Source organism: Aeoliella fuhlenseeensis (assembly GCF_052161615.1).
GTDB lineage: Bacteria > Planctomycetota > Planctomycetia > Pirellulales > Lacipirellulaceae > Aeoliella.
Genome location: NZ_CP197417.1, coordinates 992,537 through 1,010,035 on the forward strand (window position 1 = coordinate 992,537; position 17,499 = coordinate 1,010,035).

Below are 17,499 nucleotides of genomic sequence, written 5' to 3' on the forward strand. Positions count from 1 at the left end.
TCCTGTGGCTTGCGCCACAGGCTATGCGCTGTCGCCGCTCCGCGGCTGAGGATAGGGCACCATGCTTTGTTCACACGCGTGAGCGTGGGAGCGAAGGGAAGCCACATGTTGCGCTGCCTCTCATGGGAATCAAGGAACGTCCTCCGTTCGCCGGGATCGACGATGCCTTGATATATTTCGAGCGGGCCGATGCTCTTTAATTCGAGAAGGGTGAGAGAGTCAACTCGATGGGCCGATGATCGCTGGTCGTGTTGTCGTCGGGGAAGTCGCCGTCGCGGACAATGACTTCACACTCTGGCGACCACTCACTGGCGGGACCGGCCACGAAGGCGAAGTCGAGCATGGAGTCGGGATAGTTGTCCTTGCCATCCCTGTCTCGGTCGTCCCAATTCGTGTCGACCAATGGGTTCGGCTTTGCCCACACCCAGACGTTGTCCCGAAGCATTTCGGCAAGCGCAGCGTTGCCACGTTGGTCTTGGAAGTTGTAATCCATGTTGAAGTCGCCGATGCTGATGACGCCAACGCTCTGGGCCAGGTCCCGCGCCCACTCTCGCAGTCCAATGGCCTGCTGATTTCTGAACTTCTCGTTGCCACGAGCCAAGTGGTTGGTCATCACGACGAACTCTATTCCGGACTTGCGATCTTTGAGTCGGACGTAGATCGGCGAGCGGTGACGGCCGTCGTTGAGCACGTAGTCGCGATAGCGTTCCAACTCCCGTTCTTCCAGCATCTCGAAACGGTCGGTGTTGTAGATAATCTGAAGTCGATCTTCATCACCCGACTTCGAATCGAACGAAGCAAAAGAACTACCACGGGCCTCGCGGTACGTTGCAAAATCGGATGGGTGCACTTCGCTGAGGCAGTAAATGTCGCTTTGGTCGAAGGCGGCTAGCTGCTTAGCGTTTAGCTTGGGGTCGGCTCCGCCTGACTCGACATTCCACGCCAGAATAGTAAGGGAGTCTTCGGGCTTGGAGGTCTGGGATTGAGGATTCTGAGGCTGGGAGGCCGGGGTGGATAGAGAGGTTGGCCCCGCTGGGGGGCTCTCGTCGCCCGTTGTTTTCTGACAGCCTACTGAGGCAACCAGCAGCGGAAACGCCAGGAGAAATCGGTGCATTTGCATCTGCGGGGGCCTTGCTGCGCATCGGTGTGAGACTTGCCAGTTACGTGTGCCACGAAGCCTGCCTATTATCGCCCGCGGGCAGCCGAAGTAATAGGTGTCGGCTTGCCTACCGCACTGGCTGGCACGCAGTCGTCATCCCCGTGGATGCGGGGATCCAGAGCCAGAGTTTGGAGACTAGCTCTCCGTGGAGAACCGTGGGCCGATCCTGCGGAACAGGCAGCAGCTGAGTACCATCGCTAGCATCAAAGGAGTGGCGGCTGGGGGTTCAGGTACAACGTAGTAAACAAAGGCCTCACCTGAGACAGGACTCGTCACTGCATGCGGAACCTGCCCTACGAAAGCGTGGTGGGGCCCCAGCGCCACACCGATAGCATACCTATCGTACTGTTCGGGACTTGGATTCGCGAAAGTGTGAAGAAGTTCGCCACTCGCCAGATCGAATAGGTACGCACTTCCCCCTCCAATCGGCGCGCCGATCAGTGCGAAGTGATCGTTCATCGCCATTGCCTGTCCAAAGTAAGAGGTCGATCGGCCGGGATTGACGAAGGTTCGAACTAATTCGCGGGTAGTTATGTCGAACAAGTGTGCTTTTCCACGACCCTCAAAGTCTGCAATCAGGGCGTAATCGCCGTGCATCGCTACAACCCCTCCAAACCCAGCATTGTTTTCGGGCGTTGGATTCTCAAAGGTATGCACAAGCATGCCGCTGGTTGTGTCGAACAGATAGGCCTCTCCTGAATTTAGAAAGCCGTCTCCATCGTAACCACCGGCGCTAATCAATGCGTATCCGCCGCTCAGAGCAACCGATTGACCAAAACGGTCCACTACCGTAGGCGATGGTATGTTGAACGTGTGGAGGAGGGTTCCTGAGGCTACATCAAACAGATGAGCCTGCCCGGCGTCGGGACCAAATGGGCCGTCAATGGTGCCGAAGGTGTCGTCACCAGGCGCGCCTACCAACGCGTGCCCTCCCCGCACGGACACGGACACTCCGAAAACGTCGTACGAGGTTGGAGTTGGATCGTTTAGCGTGTGCAGCAATTTGCCTGTGGATGCTTCAAACAAGTGCGCTTGCCCCACGCTCAGCCCCTTCGAAATGTCTTGTGGTGCCCCAACTAAGACGACGTCTCCATCCAGACTGACATCAAAACCAAATCGGTCGTGATTCGTGGGAGTCGGATCCCGAAAGGTTTGGACGTAGCGACCTTCCTTTAAGTCAAAGAGGTAGGCCTGGCCGCCACTTGGAGCATGACTTGGATCTTCTCCAGCGCCGACAAGTATTCGGTTTCCTTGGATTTCGGCAGACTGTCCAAATTCGTCGCCAACCCTAGACGCCGTGGGGTCTGTCAGTCGGAATCGCGGCGTAGGGTCTAGGCCGTGCGCAAGAGTTGGGAGCAGAACGATTCCCGCGAGCGCGACAAGGTGTCGGTGACGATTCATTGGCCCTAAACTTCGTTTGGAGATCATGCTGCTGTCAACGCACCAGTGTAGCCACCACACGGGCGTGATGGAACATGCGCCATCATGGGGTGAATCTACTACCGGAGGTGCCGTGGCGAATGCCCGGTCACACTGCTGGTCCGCTCCAAGCTGACGAGTTGCTGAAAGCAGGTATCCGTAGTTGTCGTCCCAAACCGAGGCAACACTCGACAAGCCAGCAGTGGCACTCACTAGGAAGTTAGATCGCGACGTACTTACTCGTGGCCAGCGGGCGGACTTTGCCGATGGACTCAAGTGTTGCGAGGATTTCGGCGATGCGCGGGCGGCTCGCGCGGGTGAAGCCTTCAGCCCGAGTAGTCTACCAACCCCTCGTCCGCCTTTAGTTGCTTTATGCTCTCCCGCTCGCGACGGAGCTCCTGTCGAAATGACACTAGTTGGCGGGACGTGGCCAGGGCTTGCGTTTCCGGGGGCGGGGACGCCCCGGCTCGCGTTTGCGTGTCATTCCGACAGGAGTGGAGCGACTGAGGAATCTGGTTTGCGTGGGAGGGGCACTAAGCCACTATTGGAAGTTCGTAGTTCGAGCTTTGAGAAGTGACGCAGTGTTTTCAGCTCCTAGCGAGATTTCTCGGTCGCAGGGTTCCGGTCGAAATGACCCACACTCGCGGGGCTGGCTCACCCTAGTCCTCTTCCCCAGTTCGTTCGCGAGTGGCGTGTGGTTCGTGTTGGTGGAAACGGTACGTGGCTCTTGCTAGAATACGCCCGCGGGGGGTGCGAAGGGGCTCGAGGGCAATTGGAGTTCCGTCTCGTTCCCAGTTCTTGCTGGTGGTGAACCTTCATTCCGGGACGTCATTACTCATGCAAAATACTTATGGCCGTTTGTCGGATTGGAGCTTGCCGGTCTTTGCATTTGCCGCGTGCCTTGGAGGGATGGCCGGGGCGAAGGGGGCGGAGTTCATCACCCTGGTACCCGAAGTGGTCCCTTGCGAGGTTGCCGATCAGCAAGAGATGGTGATACCCGACCGAGTGGAACTGACGGGTTGGGTGGGCCATCGGGTGGAGGCGAACGCACGTAATCGTCTGGCGGCCATGGATATTGCGCGGCTGCTCGAGGGTTATCAGAAGCGTCCGGGTCGCCAGGCTTGGGATGGCGAGCACATCGGCAAGTGGCTGCACGCGGCCACGCTGGCGTGGGCTCAAACGGGCGACCCCGCGCTGCGCGCGAAGCTTGACGAAGCCGCCGCGGCCCTCTGCTTGTGTCAGTTGGACGATGGCTACTTGGGGACCTATCTGCCGGCGGAGCGGTGGACCGAGTGGGACGTGTGGGCGCACAAGTACAATTTGATTGGTCTGATCACTTACATGTGTTACACGGGCAACATGGCTCCGTTGCCAACGTGTCGCCGGATGGCTGACCTGCTGTGCCGCGAGTTTGGCGATGGCCCTGGGCAACGCGACATCATCACGTCGGGCAGCCACATGGGCATGGCGGCCACCAGCGTGCTGGAGCCGATGGTGCTGCTGCATCGCCTGACGGGGGAACCTCGCTATCTGGAGTTTTGCCACTACCTGACGCGAGCGTGGGAGCAAGAGAACGGACCGCAGATTGTATCGCGATTGCTCGCGGGCAAGGGCGTTCACCAGGTGGGGAATGCCAAGGCGTATGAGATGCTCTCGTGCCTCAATGGAGCGCTGGAACTCTATCGGACCACCGGCGATCGCAAGCTACTGGATGCCAGTTTGCTGGCGTGGCAGGACATTGTGGACAATCGGCTCTATCCCACTGGCGGCGCGAGTCACCACGAGCTGTTCCAAGACGAGTATGTGCTGCCTAATGTGGAAAAAGTTGGTGAAACGTGTGTGACCGTTACTTGGTTGCAGTTCAATCTCCAACTGCTGCGGCTAACAGGCGAAGCACGCTTTGCGGATCAAATTGAGCACGTCACGCTCAATCAGTTGTTCGGCGCGCAGCAGCCCGATGGTGCCGGCTGGGGCTATTACGTCGAGATGGAAGGGAAGAAGCCGTACAGCGCGACGCTTGATGGGCATTGCTGTTTGTCGAGCGGCCCGCGTGGCGTGGCGTTGCTGCCAACGTTGGCAGTCACGACCGATGACGAAGGCGTGGTGGTCAATCTCTTTGAGCCGGGAAGTATCGACCTGATACTCCGCGATGGTACGGCGGTGACGGTGACCATCGAGACGGTGTTTCCAACGGATGGCCACGTACGCATTGTTGTCGCGCCGAAAGTCCAGAGTGAATTTGCGGTGAAGGTGCGAGTTCCGGGGTGGTGCAACAGCGTGGAGTTTACACCCGCCGAGGGTCGAGAGGACGTGCGTGGTTACGCGACGTTCCGGAAAGTATGGCACGCGGGCGACTCGATTGACGTTGATCTTAAGCTGGAACCTCGCGTGCTGGTTGGCGACCACATGAATAAGGGCAAGGCCGCGCTAATGTACGGCCCACTCGTGCTCGCTGCTGAGGAGGCGCTGTCGAAAGAACAGAAGATACCGCTGGAGTCTCTGGCGCTCGCAGGCACCGAGTTGGAGGCTCTTGAGATCACTCCCGAACCCGCGGCGAAAGCGCGCAAGTACTGGCCCAGCGCGCAAGCATTTCGCGTGAACGTCGTGAATCAAAAAGAGAATGCGACGAGCCAAGTGCAGTTCCTCCCCTTCGCCGATGTCGGCAGCACGGGATCGCACTACAAAGTTTGGGTGCCCCTTAGTGATCGGGGTGGGCGGGATTAAGTGGCGTGAGCTTCCAATTCCCGATTTTGGGTCCGCGGCTTGTGGCAAGCAGAGTTTGCCCAGGGTGCGCTACGGATCGTTCGTCACTCTCACGCGACCCTTCGCTCTGATGTGCTTCCACGTCGTGGAACATTGCGAAGACCGCTGCATTTTGCCGAAGGGAGTATCCCTTAACTCACGTCGCACTCGCTTGCGTCCGGCCATCCAATAGGCAACTTACATTGACGTCGCCGAGGACGTTGATCGTCGTGCGGCAGCGGTCGAGGAACCAGTCGACGGTGAACAGCAGGATGATGTACTGCGGCGGTAAGCCAACGGCATTGAAGACCAGGGTCATGGTCACTAGGCCGGCTTCGGGGATACCAGCGGCTCCGACCGAGGCGATGATCGCGGTGAAGACGACCATCAACTGCTGGACGAACGAAAGATCCTGACCCAGTAGCTGGGCGACGAACAGCGCGGCCATCGCTTCGTAGAGTGCGGTGCCGTCGTTGTTGAAGTTCGCGCCGACGAGTGAGCCGAGGCTGGCGGATTGCTCGCGAAGTTTGACGTTGTCCTTGAGGCACGCGTAGGTGACCGGCATGGTGGCGGTGGAGCTGGCCGTGGAGAAGGCCATCACCAGGGCGTCGCGCACGCCCACCAGCACGTACCAAGGGCGAGGCCAGGAGAAGAGGCGAATGCGAACGAGGTACCAAGTGGCTTGAAGCGCGAGGGCGACGAGCACGGCCAGGACGAACGCCGCCATGGCCTTGAACGGCTCGAAGCCTTCGGTGCCGACGACCTTGGCAACGATGCAGAACACGCCGATCGGGACGAGCTGGATGATCCAGTGCAGAACAGTGAGCAGGGTTTGATACGCGATTTCGACCAGATCGGTGACGGTTGCGACGGGGCGATCTTTGACCCCGCGCATGGCGATGCCAAACGCCACGGCGATGAGGATCACGCCGATGATGTTCTGCTGGTCGCCCAGAGGACCTATGATGCTGTGGGGGACATTCTCGACCAGCACTTCGAGGGGAGTTTTCTGACCAGCGCCTTCCCCTTTCTCTTCGACGTTTTCTTCGGCGGGGGCGTCGAGTTTCGACCACGTGCCGGGACTCATGACGTTGGCGACGGTCAAGCCGATGACCACGGCGACCGTGGTGTTGAGCACCAGCAGCCACGCGAGCCGCGCGGCTTTGCGGCCGGGGATGTCGGTGGTGATCATGACGTGGGCGACCGCGACGAGAATGAGAGGCGGCGCGAGCGCCCCCAGTAGCCGCAGGATGATCTCACTCGGTAGCGCGAACATGATGGCCCGCTCGCCAAGCACAAGACCGACGACGATGCCCAGGATCATCGCGACGACGATACGGGTGTAGAGCGGAATGCGATTCCAGCGGGTGAGCCACGAGAGGGATGGCGGAGTGGGAGGCGCGGGTTGGGGCTCCGGGTTCGGCTCGTTGTCCATCGGCATCGCGTGGCTCCTACGTTTCAGGCGTTGGTAGGAGTTTAGTCGATGGGGAGAGTGAGGGACACCTGCGGGGGATTCGAAGTGGGCAAGAATTGCAACGACGCACCTAGCGTGTCATTCCGACAGGATCTCCGCGACTGAGGAATCTACGTGGCTTATGAGGGCCACGTCGTGATTTGGTGAGATTGCGCAGCCTTGCTTAAATCAATGGCTTAGCGACTGCCAAGGCACACCAGATTCCTCGGTCGTGTCACTCCCTTCGGAATGACACGATGGAGGCACGCTAGGAAATCGCAACGCGTGAATTGCCGGATCGGCGAGGGGCTTGATCCGGCCTACTTCGTTATTCCGCCGCTGGCACGGCGGGGCCCAATGTGTCGGAGCTGAGTTGGATTGATTCGTCGTCGGACAGGACGTACATGGCCATCGCGGCGAGCATCAAGCCGACGACGACCCAGGTTTTCCAGTCTTTGTGGAACTGCGACTTGGGTTTGGAGTGGTGATGGTCGTGGGTGTGGTCGTGCTTGGACATGAGATTAGTGTGAATGGCGTGACGTGTGAGCCGGGTCGTCCTCGACCCCGGATGACGTTGATGACGATAAGGATTTGCGAAGTGGCGGAGCGTTAAGCGCCGGACGCGGCGCGGAGCGTGATCCGGCCTACCTGCTACTTATAGCGTATTGCTTTGCGCGTGGTGGGAGAGTTCGGGGAGCATGATGATTTCGACGCGGGAGTTCTTCTTGAGCTCATCCTGCGTGAGGCCACGCGAGGCGGGTTCGTTGCTTTCGGCTTGGCTGAGGCGGAAGCGGCGGGGGTCGATGCCGTGCTTTTCGAGCTCGTCCTTCACGGCAAGGCACCGCTCGTAACAGAGCTGCCAGTGGTCGGTGTGATCCGAGCCACGGCCGAGTGGTTGCAAGATGCAGTGCGAGCGGATTTCGATGCGGTGCGTCTTGCCGAGCAGCAGGTGAAGGTTTGAATCGATCTTCTCGCGCTCCTCGTCGGTCAGTTCGGCGCTAGTGGGCGTGAACAGCACGGCGATGCGGATCACATCGGGGTACTGACTGGTGACGCTGACTTGGCCGATGTTTTCGTCGAGACCCGGGGTGCTGCCATCGCCGGGGCCCGATTGCTCGAACCCGATTTTTCCCTTGGCGACTTTGCCCTTCGGCAGCTTGCTAGGGAGCGACGATTGCTTGGGATGTGCGGCAACGCCGGGCTCAGAGGCGAAGGGATCGCGGAAGTACTCGGCGATGGCTTCTTTGACATCGGGCTTCTGTGACGTGAGCCACATGACCATGAAGAAGGCCATCATCGCCGTCACGAAGTCGGCGTACGCCACTTTCCACGCACCACCACTACCAGCCATGATTCAAGTTCCAAAGGAGCGGTGATTGCGGGTAGGTTGAGGAAAGGAAAGCGGTGGGCATGGACGAACTTACTTCGCGTCGACTTCGGCCAGCAGTTGTTCGAGTTCCTCGCGCGACAGGCGGAGGTCCGACGGCATGCTGCGGCGCGTTCGTTCGATGACCACCTTTGGCGGCACGTCCGAGGCGAACGACATGATCATATTGGCGATGGTGCGGAAGTAAGTGATCTCGGTGTGGCTCTGCGACTCCATGCGGGCCGCAAGTGGCGCGAAGAACCCGTAGGACAGCAAGATGCCGAGGAACGTTCCCACCAAGGCGGCACCCACCTTGTGGCCGATTTCCTCGACGGGGCCGTCGATGTGACCCATCGTCACCACGATACCTAGCACCGCGGCGACGATGCCGAAGCCCGGCAGGGCGTCGGCGGTCTTCGACAGCGCAGCGGCTGGGGCGTGGTGCTCGGCTTCCATCGCGTGGATCTCGGCCTCGAACATGTCGGGCAGGTCCTCGCCACGAGCACTACCATCCACCAATGGGCCGAAGCCATCGCAAATGAAGTGCAGCACGTGCGAGTTGCCAACGATCTTGGGATAGCGGGTAAAAATGGCGCTTTGGGTTGGATCGACCAGATGGCCTTCGAGCGCTAAGAGGCCTTCGCGACGACCGACGCGCATCAGGTCGTAGTGGCACTGCAAGAGTTCTTTGTAGGAGTCTTTGTTAAAGGGCGAACCTTTGAGCGTCTTGATCACGCCATGGACCATGTCGACCAGTACTTTCTTGGGCGACATGACGATGAGCGCGCCGAGAGACGCCCCACCGATCGTGACGATTTCGGAGGGATGGATCAGCGCACCCATGTGCCCACCCGCCATGCTGAAACCAAGCAGCACGCAGCCAATGACCACGATACATCCAACAATGACAATCATCTAAGGCGTCCGCCAAAAGTTGTCGAAACACAGGGCCGTCGAAACCTAGGGGTAGGAAGGACGCAGAAATATAAGTCGTGTGGGTGTGCGCGGGGTTGCGGGGAACGGAATTCGCGCCCCGCTAGCGGGGTTTCAGGTCGGCGGGGAGCGTGGGTGGGGCTGTAGGGCCGGTTGTAGGGATAGTGCCAGAGAGGGGGCGGGCAGGCAGTTTTGCGCATTGCTCGTTCGTAATGTGCCAGCTTTCCGGCGGGTTGCCGGCGGAAAGCTGGCCGGTCAGCCCGTGTGTGGGTAAATTGAGAGTTTGTCGCTCGCCCGCCACGTTGGGGCTGGCAGGACGTTCTTCGCGGGAGTCGATGGAAACGATGATGCGTGTCAGGTGTTTGTTGGGCGTGCTGGTGTTGTCGATGGGCCTTCAGGCGGCGGCGGCCGATTGGCTGCGCGATCTCCAAAGCGAGGCCATCGAGAAGAAGGAAAGCAAGGCGGCCCACTGGGGACCTAAGCCCACCAAATACAGCTCGTGGACCACGCACAGCAATCGCCTCATTCCGGTCTACACGTTCGGAACGCTCGGCAAGGGCGAGGGCATCGACCTCGATAGCTACACGGGCGAGCGGAGCGTCTATCGCAACCCGTCGGCGCTCGACCGGCTGTACCAAGGGAACATGCAGGACTCGGTGAACCCCAGCGCCGACTACATGGATCAGACCAACGTGTTCGATCTGCAGCTCGCCGCGCTCCAGGAAAAAAAGAAGCACATCATCTTGGTGGTGTTCGACGGCATGGACTGGCAGACCACGCAAGCCGCGTCGATTGCGAAGCTCGGCCGCGTCGCCTACACGGAAGGACGCGGCGAAGGATTTCACTTTCAGGAGTACGAAGCCGATGGCACTTCGCAGTACGGCTATCATGTCCCCAGTCCCCAACGCAGCAAAGCCCAAGTCGACGTCGACAAGCAGAAAGTGCAGCCGAGCGGCGGACTGCCGGGGGGATACTGTCCGCTGATCGCGGGTGAGTTCCCGTGGTCGTGCGCGACCGACGCTGGTTACTTGATCGCCGACTCGGGCGAGGGGCTTGTGCGGCACGCTTATCCCGACTCGGCGAGCACCGCGACCAGCATGATGTGCGGCGTGAAGACCTACAACGCGGCGATTGGCGTCGGACCGCTGGGCGAACTGCGTCCCTCGATCGCGCTGCGTGCGCAGGCCGAAGGCTATAAGGTCGGCGTAGTAACTAGCGTACCCATTTGCCACGCGACGCCCGGCTCGGCGTACGCGGCGAACGTGCATCGCGATGACTATCAGGACATCAGCCGCGATCTGCTGGGGCTGCCCTCGGTGAGTCACCCCGACACGCCACTGCCGGGTCTCGACGTGGTGATTGGCTCGGGGCACGGGGTCGAGAAGGATAAGGACGATGCTCAGGGAAAGAACTTCAAGCCGGGCAACAAATACCTCGCCGATCAAGATCTGGAAAAAGTAAGCATCGACCGCGGCGGCAAGTACCTCACTTCGGTTCGCACGCCGGGCGTAAACGGTGCCAAGGCCCTCGCGGCCGCCGCCGAGCGTGCCGCGAAGGAGAACCATCGCCTGTTGGGTTACTACGGCATCGGCGGCGACGACTCGCACGCCGCGGGGCACTTGCCCTTCGCCTCGGCCGACGGCGACTTCAAGCCCGCCCCAGGAGTCGATGGCAAGGAGTTCAACTACACCGAGGCCGATCTCAACGAGAATCCCACGCTCGAAGACATGACCAAGGCCGCGCTCACAGTGCTATCGGCTGGGGACAAGCCTTTCTGGATGCTGCTCGAAGCGGGCGACGTCGACTGGGCGAACCACAACAACAATCTCGATGCCTCGGCCGGCGCCGTGATCAGCGGCGACGCGGCGTTCAAGGCCGTCACCGATTGGGTCGAGGAGCACAGCAATTGGGATGAGACCGTGGTGATTGTCACCGCCGACCATGGGCACTACCTGGTGATCGACGACCCCGAGCTGCTCGCGGGGCCCAAAGAAGTCGCTTCGAAAAAGGACGCGAAAACGACCGATAAGAAGTAGCCGGTGGGGTAAAACTAGGAGCCAGTTCCGAAAGTCCCCTCTCCCGGACCCTCACCCAGGTGAGGGTCCGGGAGAGGGGACTCTATGTTGGTGGCCCCCTTCTGCGACTTGCGGTTATACTCGAAACTCCGCGCGGCCGAGGCGTCCGCGTGAGCCTTCAAGTTTCGAGCACTCCCGCCATGCCCCGCCGCCGGTTTCCCTGCCACTCTCGTCCGCTCTGCATCGAGCCTCTCGAAGACCGCCGCGTGCTGGCGGGGCTCGTGGTGACCAACAACGTCGACACGATCGACGGCGACACCACCAGCATCGCCGCGCTCCTTGCAACGCCAGGCCTCGACGGCATCAGCATTCGCGAAGCGATCGAAGCGGCGAACAACACGCCGGGCGCGGACGAGATCACGTTCGATTTCGGGCATGATGGTCCGGAGGTGATTCGGCTGACGCTCGGGGAACTTCTGGTAACCGATTCACTGTCGATCACGGGAGCGGGGGCGGAATTGCTGACGCTGGATGCCGATCGGCAAAGTGCTGTTTTAAGTATTGAAGCCGATGCCGTGGTATCTATTACGGGAGTGGCTGTTACTAAGGGGCTGGCAAATGCCTGGATCGACGGTGCCGGCGGGATTGATAATCGCGGTGATCTAACGCTTAAGAACGTCTGGTTGACGCAAAATAGTGGGGGTGGCGCAGGTGGGATCCTGAATCGTGGGAAGCTGCTCGTTCTCGGCTCGCACGTCGCCGAGAACGGAATGAGTGGTCTAGTAAACGAAGTGGACGGCACTGCCTCGGTACAGGGCTCCACTTTCTCAGGCCACTTCGGTGCAGATGGGGGCGGAATCATTAACCGAGGCGTGCTGGAAGTGGATGAATGTATTGTGAGCAACAATGCGTCCTTCTATTGGGGAGGAGGAATCATTAACGCCGGATCGGGAGTGGCGGTGATTCGTTCTTCGCGAGTAATTGAGAATGGCTGGGAACCTAATAGCAGTCCATTTGCTCCAAGGGGCCTTGGGGTTTTAAATCAAGGGAATGCCACGATCATAGACACAACTATTTCGGACAATCGCACCGATGGAACAGGTGGCGGTGTTTACAATCTCGGCGAAATGATGATTTCGCGTTCGACCCTGTCGATGAACAGTGTGCGTCTATATGGAGGAGCCATTTTCAATGGGGCAATGGGGACTCTAACAATCGAAGATTCTACCATTTCTAATAACTTCGCTACTTTAGATGGCGGTGGAATAATGAACGTTGCGAAGTTAACGGTTCGCAGATCGACCATTGCACAAAACGACGCGGGGAGAGTTACCGGAGGACTGCTCACTCAGTCGCAGCAGGTGACTATTCAAGGTTCAATAATTGCGGGAAACGGGCATGGAGACATCGACCTTGCCAACGAATCTTTTGTGCTAGCCGGTTCCCACAATCTCATACAAGACGGTACGAACGTTATGGGATTGAGTGACACGATGCATGCCGACCCCCGCCTCGGCCCCCTCGCCGATCACGGCGGACCCACATACACGCACGCCTTACTCCCCGGCAGTCCCGCCATTGATGCGGGCGATTCGTCGATTGCCTTCGATCCAGCAGAGTTCGATCAGCGCGGCTTCGCACGTGTCGCCAACGGCGGGTTGGGCTTACGGCTCGACATCGGCGCTTATGAGTCGCAAGGCATCCCCGACTACCCCGTCGGCGACTTTAATCACGATGGCATCGCCAACCTCGCCGACTACACCGTGTGGCGCGACACGCTCGGCAGCAACACGCAGCTCGCGGCCGATGCCAGCGGCAACAACGTGGTCGACGCGGACGACTACGCGATCTGGAAACAGCACTTCGGCAACACCACGATTCCATTGACCAGTGTCCCGCCGACCGAAGCGGCCCTCGACGCCGCGCTGGCGATGTTCGTGTCACCGGAGAACGAGCAACCCGAATCGACCCCGGCGGCTCTTCCAACCTCTGGTAACGCAAATAGTGGGACCGGGAATACCGGCGAGGAGTTGCTGCTCGCCGTCCGCGGGAGTGCGGATAGAGGGGAACACTTAGGTGGCAATTCGCTGAGATCCGCAGGTGATACCCAGAGCGAGTGGGGTAAAACAAGGAGGGGGCGAAGTCTCGCCGCGGGGCTCGAAAGCCTGCTGTACCGCGACTGATTGATTGACACCCTCGGGGTAGACAAGTACTCTGGGTTTTGGTGAAGGGCTGGGCTGACCTTGATGGTCAGGCCGTCCTTTTCTTGGGCGTATTGTGCATTTGGTCCACCAGCTTATTGGCGTTTGCTGGAGGAGAAGTCTCAAAGTGCACAGCAACACATATTGATAATTCGGCCGGCACGCCGGTCCGGTGGTGCGCATCCTTAGCGCTTGTGCTGACGGGTAAGCGTTCTAGGGATAAGGCAAGGTATGGAATCGAAGAATGGGGGGGCCTTGCAGCCTCGGATTATGGTGCCCTGGTCAACTCGTGCGCGCTCGCAGCAGTCCCATCGGTCGTCTTCGCTGCAAGTCGAAGTGCTTGAGCCTCGCCATGCCTTCTCAGGGCATCCCCTTCTCAGCGAGATCGTGGCTTCCAACGAGAATTCCGTTCACGATGGTTATGGCCTAGCGCAAGACTGGATCGAAATATTCAACGCCGGTGACCACAGCGTCAATCTGGGCAGCTACGCACTTACCGACGATCCCGACGAACTCGACAAGTGGGAGTTTCCCTCGGTCGTGCTCGGACCTGGCGAGTACCTGGTCGTGTTCGCTTCGGGACTCGATCGTGTCGACCCAAGCGGTGGGTTGCACACGAACTTCAGCCTGAGCGCTAGTGGCGAGTACCTCGCGCTCGTAAGCCCGGGGGGGAGCGTTGTGTCGGCGTTCGGCTCTCCTAGTCAGGACTTCCCTTCGCTCGTGAAGAACCAATCGTATGGGCTGCCGTTCGAATCGGTGTACACGCAGGTCGTAACGCCGACGAGTCCTGCCAGCTATCACGTGCCGACTTCCAATGCGCACGGTCATGCTTGGACCGAGCTGTCTTTCGACGATAGTTCGTGGACAAGCAGCATGGCGGCGGTGGGCTTAACGGACAGCACCAACCTTTACACACCGCATATCACGACAAGTTTACCGGCCGGCACGACCTCCGCTTATCTTCGAATTCCCTTCGAAGTCTCAGACCCGAGTGCGGTACTGGGAACGCTATCGGCCAAGTTCGACGATGGATTCGTCGCCTACCTGAATGGTGAGCGAATTGCCAGCTTCTCGGCCCCGGGGTCCACAGCATTTGATTCGCTAGCCACTGAGTTTCGCCCGCGTGAAGCTGCCATCGAGAGCGTCGTGTTCGATGTGAGCCGCTTCTCGCACCTGTTGGAGTTGGGCGAGAATGTCCTGGCGATCCATCTGCTCAACTCTCCTGAGGGCGAGAGCATCGACGCACTCATGGCTCCGACGCTGACCATTGGCAGCGGGGTGATGGTCGCCAGCGAGTCGCCTGCGAAACTCATGCAGGCGACGCCCGGCATGCCCAACACGTTGGCGGCTTCGTCGGAAGTGGAGTTCTCGCGGACTACGGGCGTATTCACGACCACGTTTGAGTTAGTACTGTCTTCGCCCGGGGGCGAACCGATTCGCTACACGCTGGATGGCACCATGCCTACCAGCAGCTCACCTCTCTACACCGCCCCGATTTCCGTCAGCGCGTCGGTGCAGGTGAGGGCCCGGACCTACGCGGTGGATGGTAGTGTCGGGGATACGAAAACCGAGTCGTTCTCGCTGCTCGGCACTGTGCACGACGGATTCACGTCCGACCTGCCGATCATCGTGCTGGAGAACTTTGGTCAAGGACTGCCAGATCGCGAGTTTCAAAGTGGCTCGCTAGCGCTCTACGAGCCGTCTGCGGAAACGGGCCGCACATCGCTGGACAGCACGCCCACGTTGACCTCTCTTACGGGACAACATCGCCGGGGTGCCAGCACCTACAATCACCCGAAGCCTAACTTGGCGCTAGAGTTTCGAGATGAACACGGATTCGATAAGAGCGTGTCGATCTTGGGAATGCCCGAGGAATCGGACTGGGTGCTCTATGCCCCCTACGGAACGGATCGCTCGCTGATTCGCAATGCGGTAATGTACGACCTGAGCCAGCAGCAGACTGGTTACGCCGTTCGTACCCGGTTCGTTGAACTCTTCTATAACATCTACGGAGGCGAGCTCGATAACTTCGACTATCGAGGCGTCTACGTGCTCATGGAGAAGATCAAGATCGACGAGAATCGCGTCGGTATTGACGGAGTCGATCGATCGGACGTTTCGGAGTCGGACATCACGGGGGGCGGATACCTATTCAAAATTGATCGAAACGAGGGTGAAGAGGATTCGTCATGGGATTCTGGAGGAACGCCCAACGTTTCCGTCCATGCCCACGTCGATCCCGAGCGATCGGACCTTACGCAATCTCAAGTCGATCACTTGCGGGGCTACATTGATGAGTTCGTGACCGCGCTATCGGGTCCCAACTACCGAGACCCGTTGACAGGCTACGCAAGCTACATCGACGTCGATGGGTGGATCGATCACCATTTGTTTAGAGTGTTCTCCCGAGAGACCGACAACATCGTCTTGAGCGAACACATGTACTTGGCGGGGGAAGGCCAGTTGACCTACGGGCCCGCTTGGGACTTCGATCGGTCTACCGGAAGTTCTGGTGCAGGCAACAAGTCCGCGGAAGGATGGAACGGGAACGTTGCCAATGTGTTCGGCTACGGTTGGTGGGGCCGACTTTGGACGGACCTCGATTTCCGGCATGGCTGGGCGGATCGATGGGCCGAGCTCCGTCAAACCGTGCTGTCGGACGAGAACTTAACGAACACGGTATTGAAGCACGCCGACACCGTTCGCGAGTCGCAGGTTCGCGATGTCGCTCGTTGGCCGGCAGGAGCGCCGACGGGTGGTGCTTACTCGGATCCAGGGACCACGGGTTGGGATGCGGAGATTAGTAATCTGAAGAACTGGCTGCTGGAGCGCGCCGCCTGGATGGACAGCCAGATGGTCACGGCTCCCACCATCAGCTTTGCCGATACCGAAAACTCACAAGAGAGACTCGTTACCCTCCAGGCACCCTTGGGAGGTCCGATCTACTACACGCTCGACGGATCGGATCCCCGCGCAGCGGGCAATGGAGCGGCTCCCAACGCGATCTTGTACACCGGGCCATTTACCGTTGGCACTGCCGATGAGGTCACCGTGCGAACCACCGGCAGCGTGTCGTACTGGACGTGGAGCGCGCCGGTATCGCAGCGGGCTGTCGAAGCTATCCCCGCAAGCTCGGCCAACCTGCGAATTTCAGAACTGCATTACAATCCGCTCGACCCTACTCCGGGCGAGCTTGCCTTGGTGCCTGGAGCCGACAATAACAGCTTCGAGTTCATCGAACTCGTCAATACTAGCGCGAGCTACATCGATCTAAGCGGGGTCCACTTCGACGAAGGGATTACTTTTGATTTCAGCACAAGCAATGTGCAGATATTGGCTCCCGGTGAGGTTGTCCTGGTTGTGAATGACGTGGCCGCTTTCGCCGCGCGGTACGGCAACAACTTGCTGGTGGCAGGCGAGTACTCGGGCAACTTGAATGGTAGTGGTGAGGAAATTGAGTTAGAGGCTGGCGACGATTCGATCATCGATGCCGTCGATTACAGTGACGACTCCCCCTGGCCCGAAGCGGCCGATGGCGATGGGCCCTCGCTGGAGCTCATAAGCTACACCTCCGATCCGAATCTTGGTCAGTCCTGGCGAGCAAGCAGCGCCGACCATGGCACGCCCGGGGTCGTCGACAACCTGCCGCTTTGGGGTGACTACAATCTTGATGGCATCGTCAACCTGGGCGACTATACGGTCTGGCGTGATGCGCTCGGGGCCACGGGCAACTTCGTGCTCGATGCCAGTGGCAATGGCGTCGTCGACGCCGCAGACTACCTAGTCTGGAAGCAGAACTTCGGCAACACCGCTCCGCCCGTCTCCTTAGTCGTCGCACCCGCTCCCGTGGTCACTCCACCGCAGCGCTCGCAGGCCACCGAATCGCCGGTATCGGAGATCGAACCTGTACCGCACGCAGCGGCAGCGGCCGACGCAGCACTCGCCCTGTTCCTCTCTCCTGAAAGCGAAATTTCCCCAGCGACATCGTTAGCGTCACGAAGTGAAAGCGATAAGACTGTGGATTCTGGTAGTGGCATTGGCGCCGAACTGCTGCTCGCCATTGCCGAAGTATCGGAAGTCGACGCACCCGCGTACGACTACGCGCCTGGGAAGTCCGCGGTCGAGCAGGACGAAGCGCTGGAACTCGCGCTGGCCCTGGACTGGGACCTAATTGGGGAGTAATCCCCCGTCGCTGCGCAATTCTATCTCGT

At 59.6% G+C, this 17,499-nt stretch carries 10 protein-coding genes and 1 pseudogene; 4 read left to right on the forward strand and 7 right to left on the reverse strand.

The genetic code is table 11. From position 1 onward, the window contains the following. Positions 1-196 precede the first annotated feature (196 nt). From SH292x_RS03965 to SH292x_RS03975, 3 genes and pseudogenes are all read right to left on the reverse strand, one after another. On the reverse strand, positions 197-1,114 hold the full coding sequence (locus tag SH292x_RS03965; RefSeq protein WP_442484287.1) for an endonuclease/exonuclease/phosphatase family protein: 918 nt from the start codon (positions 1,112-1,114) through the stop codon (positions 197-199). 180 nt (positions 1,115-1,294) lie between these two features. Beyond that, positions 1,295-1,945: an FG-GAP repeat protein gene (locus SH292x_RS03970; RefSeq protein ID WP_442485844.1), complete on the reverse strand. Its 651-nt coding sequence runs from the start codon at positions 1,943-1,945 to the stop codon at positions 1,295-1,297. 66 nt (positions 1,946-2,011) lie between these two features. Continuing rightward, positions 2,012-2,587, reverse strand: a pseudogene (locus SH292x_RS03975) (hypothetical protein); the annotation flags it as partial. Between the two features lie 828 nt (positions 2,588-3,415). Here SH292x_RS03975 and SH292x_RS03980 point away from each other — a divergent pair. Next, positions 3,416-5,302, forward strand: a complete 1,887-nt coding sequence (locus SH292x_RS03980) for a glycoside hydrolase family 127 protein (RefSeq protein ID WP_442484288.1) — start codon at positions 3,416-3,418, stop codon at positions 5,300-5,302. A gap of 175 nt (positions 5,303-5,477) precedes the next feature. Here the strand turns inward: SH292x_RS03980 and SH292x_RS03985 are convergent, their stop codons facing one another. The 4 genes from SH292x_RS03985 to motA all read right to left on the reverse strand — a co-directional run bounded on the left by SH292x_RS03985 (position 5,478) and on the right by motA (position 9,054). Further along, positions 5,478-6,761 carry a dicarboxylate/amino acid:cation symporter gene (locus SH292x_RS03985; RefSeq protein ID WP_442484289.1) on the reverse strand — a complete coding sequence of 428 codons (1,284 nt, stop codon included), beginning with the start codon at positions 6,759-6,761 and terminating at the stop codon, positions 5,478-5,480. Between the two features lie 340 nt (positions 6,762-7,101). Beyond that, complete coding sequence (locus SH292x_RS03990; protein ID WP_442484290.1) at positions 7,102-7,290, reverse strand: hypothetical protein; 189 nt, start codon at positions 7,288-7,290, stop codon at positions 7,102-7,104. 138 nt (positions 7,291-7,428) lie between these two features. Then, a complete protein-coding gene (locus tag SH292x_RS03995) occupies positions 7,429-8,124 on the reverse strand; it encodes an OmpA/MotB family protein (RefSeq protein ID WP_442484291.1) in 696 nt (231 codons plus the stop codon). A gap of 69 nt (positions 8,125-8,193) precedes the next feature. After that, a complete protein-coding gene (gene motA, locus SH292x_RS04000; RefSeq protein WP_442484292.1) occupies positions 8,194-9,054 on the reverse strand; it encodes a flagellar motor stator protein MotA in 861 nt (286 codons plus the stop codon). Between the two features lie 362 nt (positions 9,055-9,416). Here motA and SH292x_RS04005 point away from each other — a divergent pair, with 362 nt between their 5' ends. The 3 genes from SH292x_RS04005 (at position 9,417) to SH292x_RS04015 (ending at position 17,470) form a co-directional block, all read left to right on the forward strand. Beyond that, a complete protein-coding gene (locus SH292x_RS04005) occupies positions 9,417-11,108 on the forward strand; it encodes an alkaline phosphatase (RefSeq protein WP_442484293.1) in 1,692 nt (563 codons plus the stop codon). Between the two features lie 179 nt (positions 11,109-11,287). Next, entirely contained in the window at positions 11,288-13,270 is a 1,983-nt protein-coding gene (locus SH292x_RS04010) for a choice-of-anchor Q domain-containing protein (protein WP_442484294.1), read from the forward strand. A 354-nt stretch (positions 13,271-13,624) separates the two neighbouring features. Continuing rightward, the gene (locus SH292x_RS04015) at positions 13,625-17,470 is read left to right on the forward strand and encodes a CotH kinase family protein (RefSeq protein ID WP_442484295.1); all 3,846 of its coding nucleotides are present in this window, start codon (positions 13,625-13,627) and stop codon (positions 17,468-17,470) included. Positions 17,471-17,499 lie beyond the last annotated feature (29 nt).

Excerpts from the sequence above, each read along its gene's own strand:
- SH292x_RS03980 (WP_442484288.1), top strand. The coding sequence starts at position 3,416 with ATGCAAAATACTTATGGCCGTTTGTCGGATTGGAGCTTGCCGGTCTTT.
- SH292x_RS03985 (WP_442484289.1), bottom strand. The coding sequence starts at position 6,761 with ATGCCGATGGACAACGAGCCGAACCCGGAGCCCCAACCCGCGCCTCCC.
- SH292x_RS04010 (WP_442484294.1), top strand. The coding sequence starts at position 11,288 with ATGCCCCGCCGCCGGTTTCCCTGCCACTCTCGTCCGCTCTGCATCGAG.
- motA (WP_442484292.1), bottom strand. The coding sequence starts at position 9,054 with ATGATTGTCATTGTTGGATGTATCGTGGTCATTGGCTGCGTGCTGCTT.
- SH292x_RS03995 (WP_442484291.1), bottom strand. The coding sequence starts at position 8,124 with ATGGCTGGTAGTGGTGGTGCGTGGAAAGTGGCGTACGCCGACTTCGTG.
- SH292x_RS04005 (WP_442484293.1), top strand. The coding sequence starts at position 9,417 with ATGATGCGTGTCAGGTGTTTGTTGGGCGTGCTGGTGTTGTCGATGGGC.
- SH292x_RS03965 (WP_442484287.1), bottom strand. The coding sequence starts at position 1,114 with ATGCACCGATTTCTCCTGGCGTTTCCGCTGCTGGTTGCCTCAGTAGGC.
- SH292x_RS03990 (WP_442484290.1), bottom strand. The coding sequence starts at position 7,290 with ATGTCCAAGCACGACCACACCCACGACCATCACCACTCCAAACCCAAG.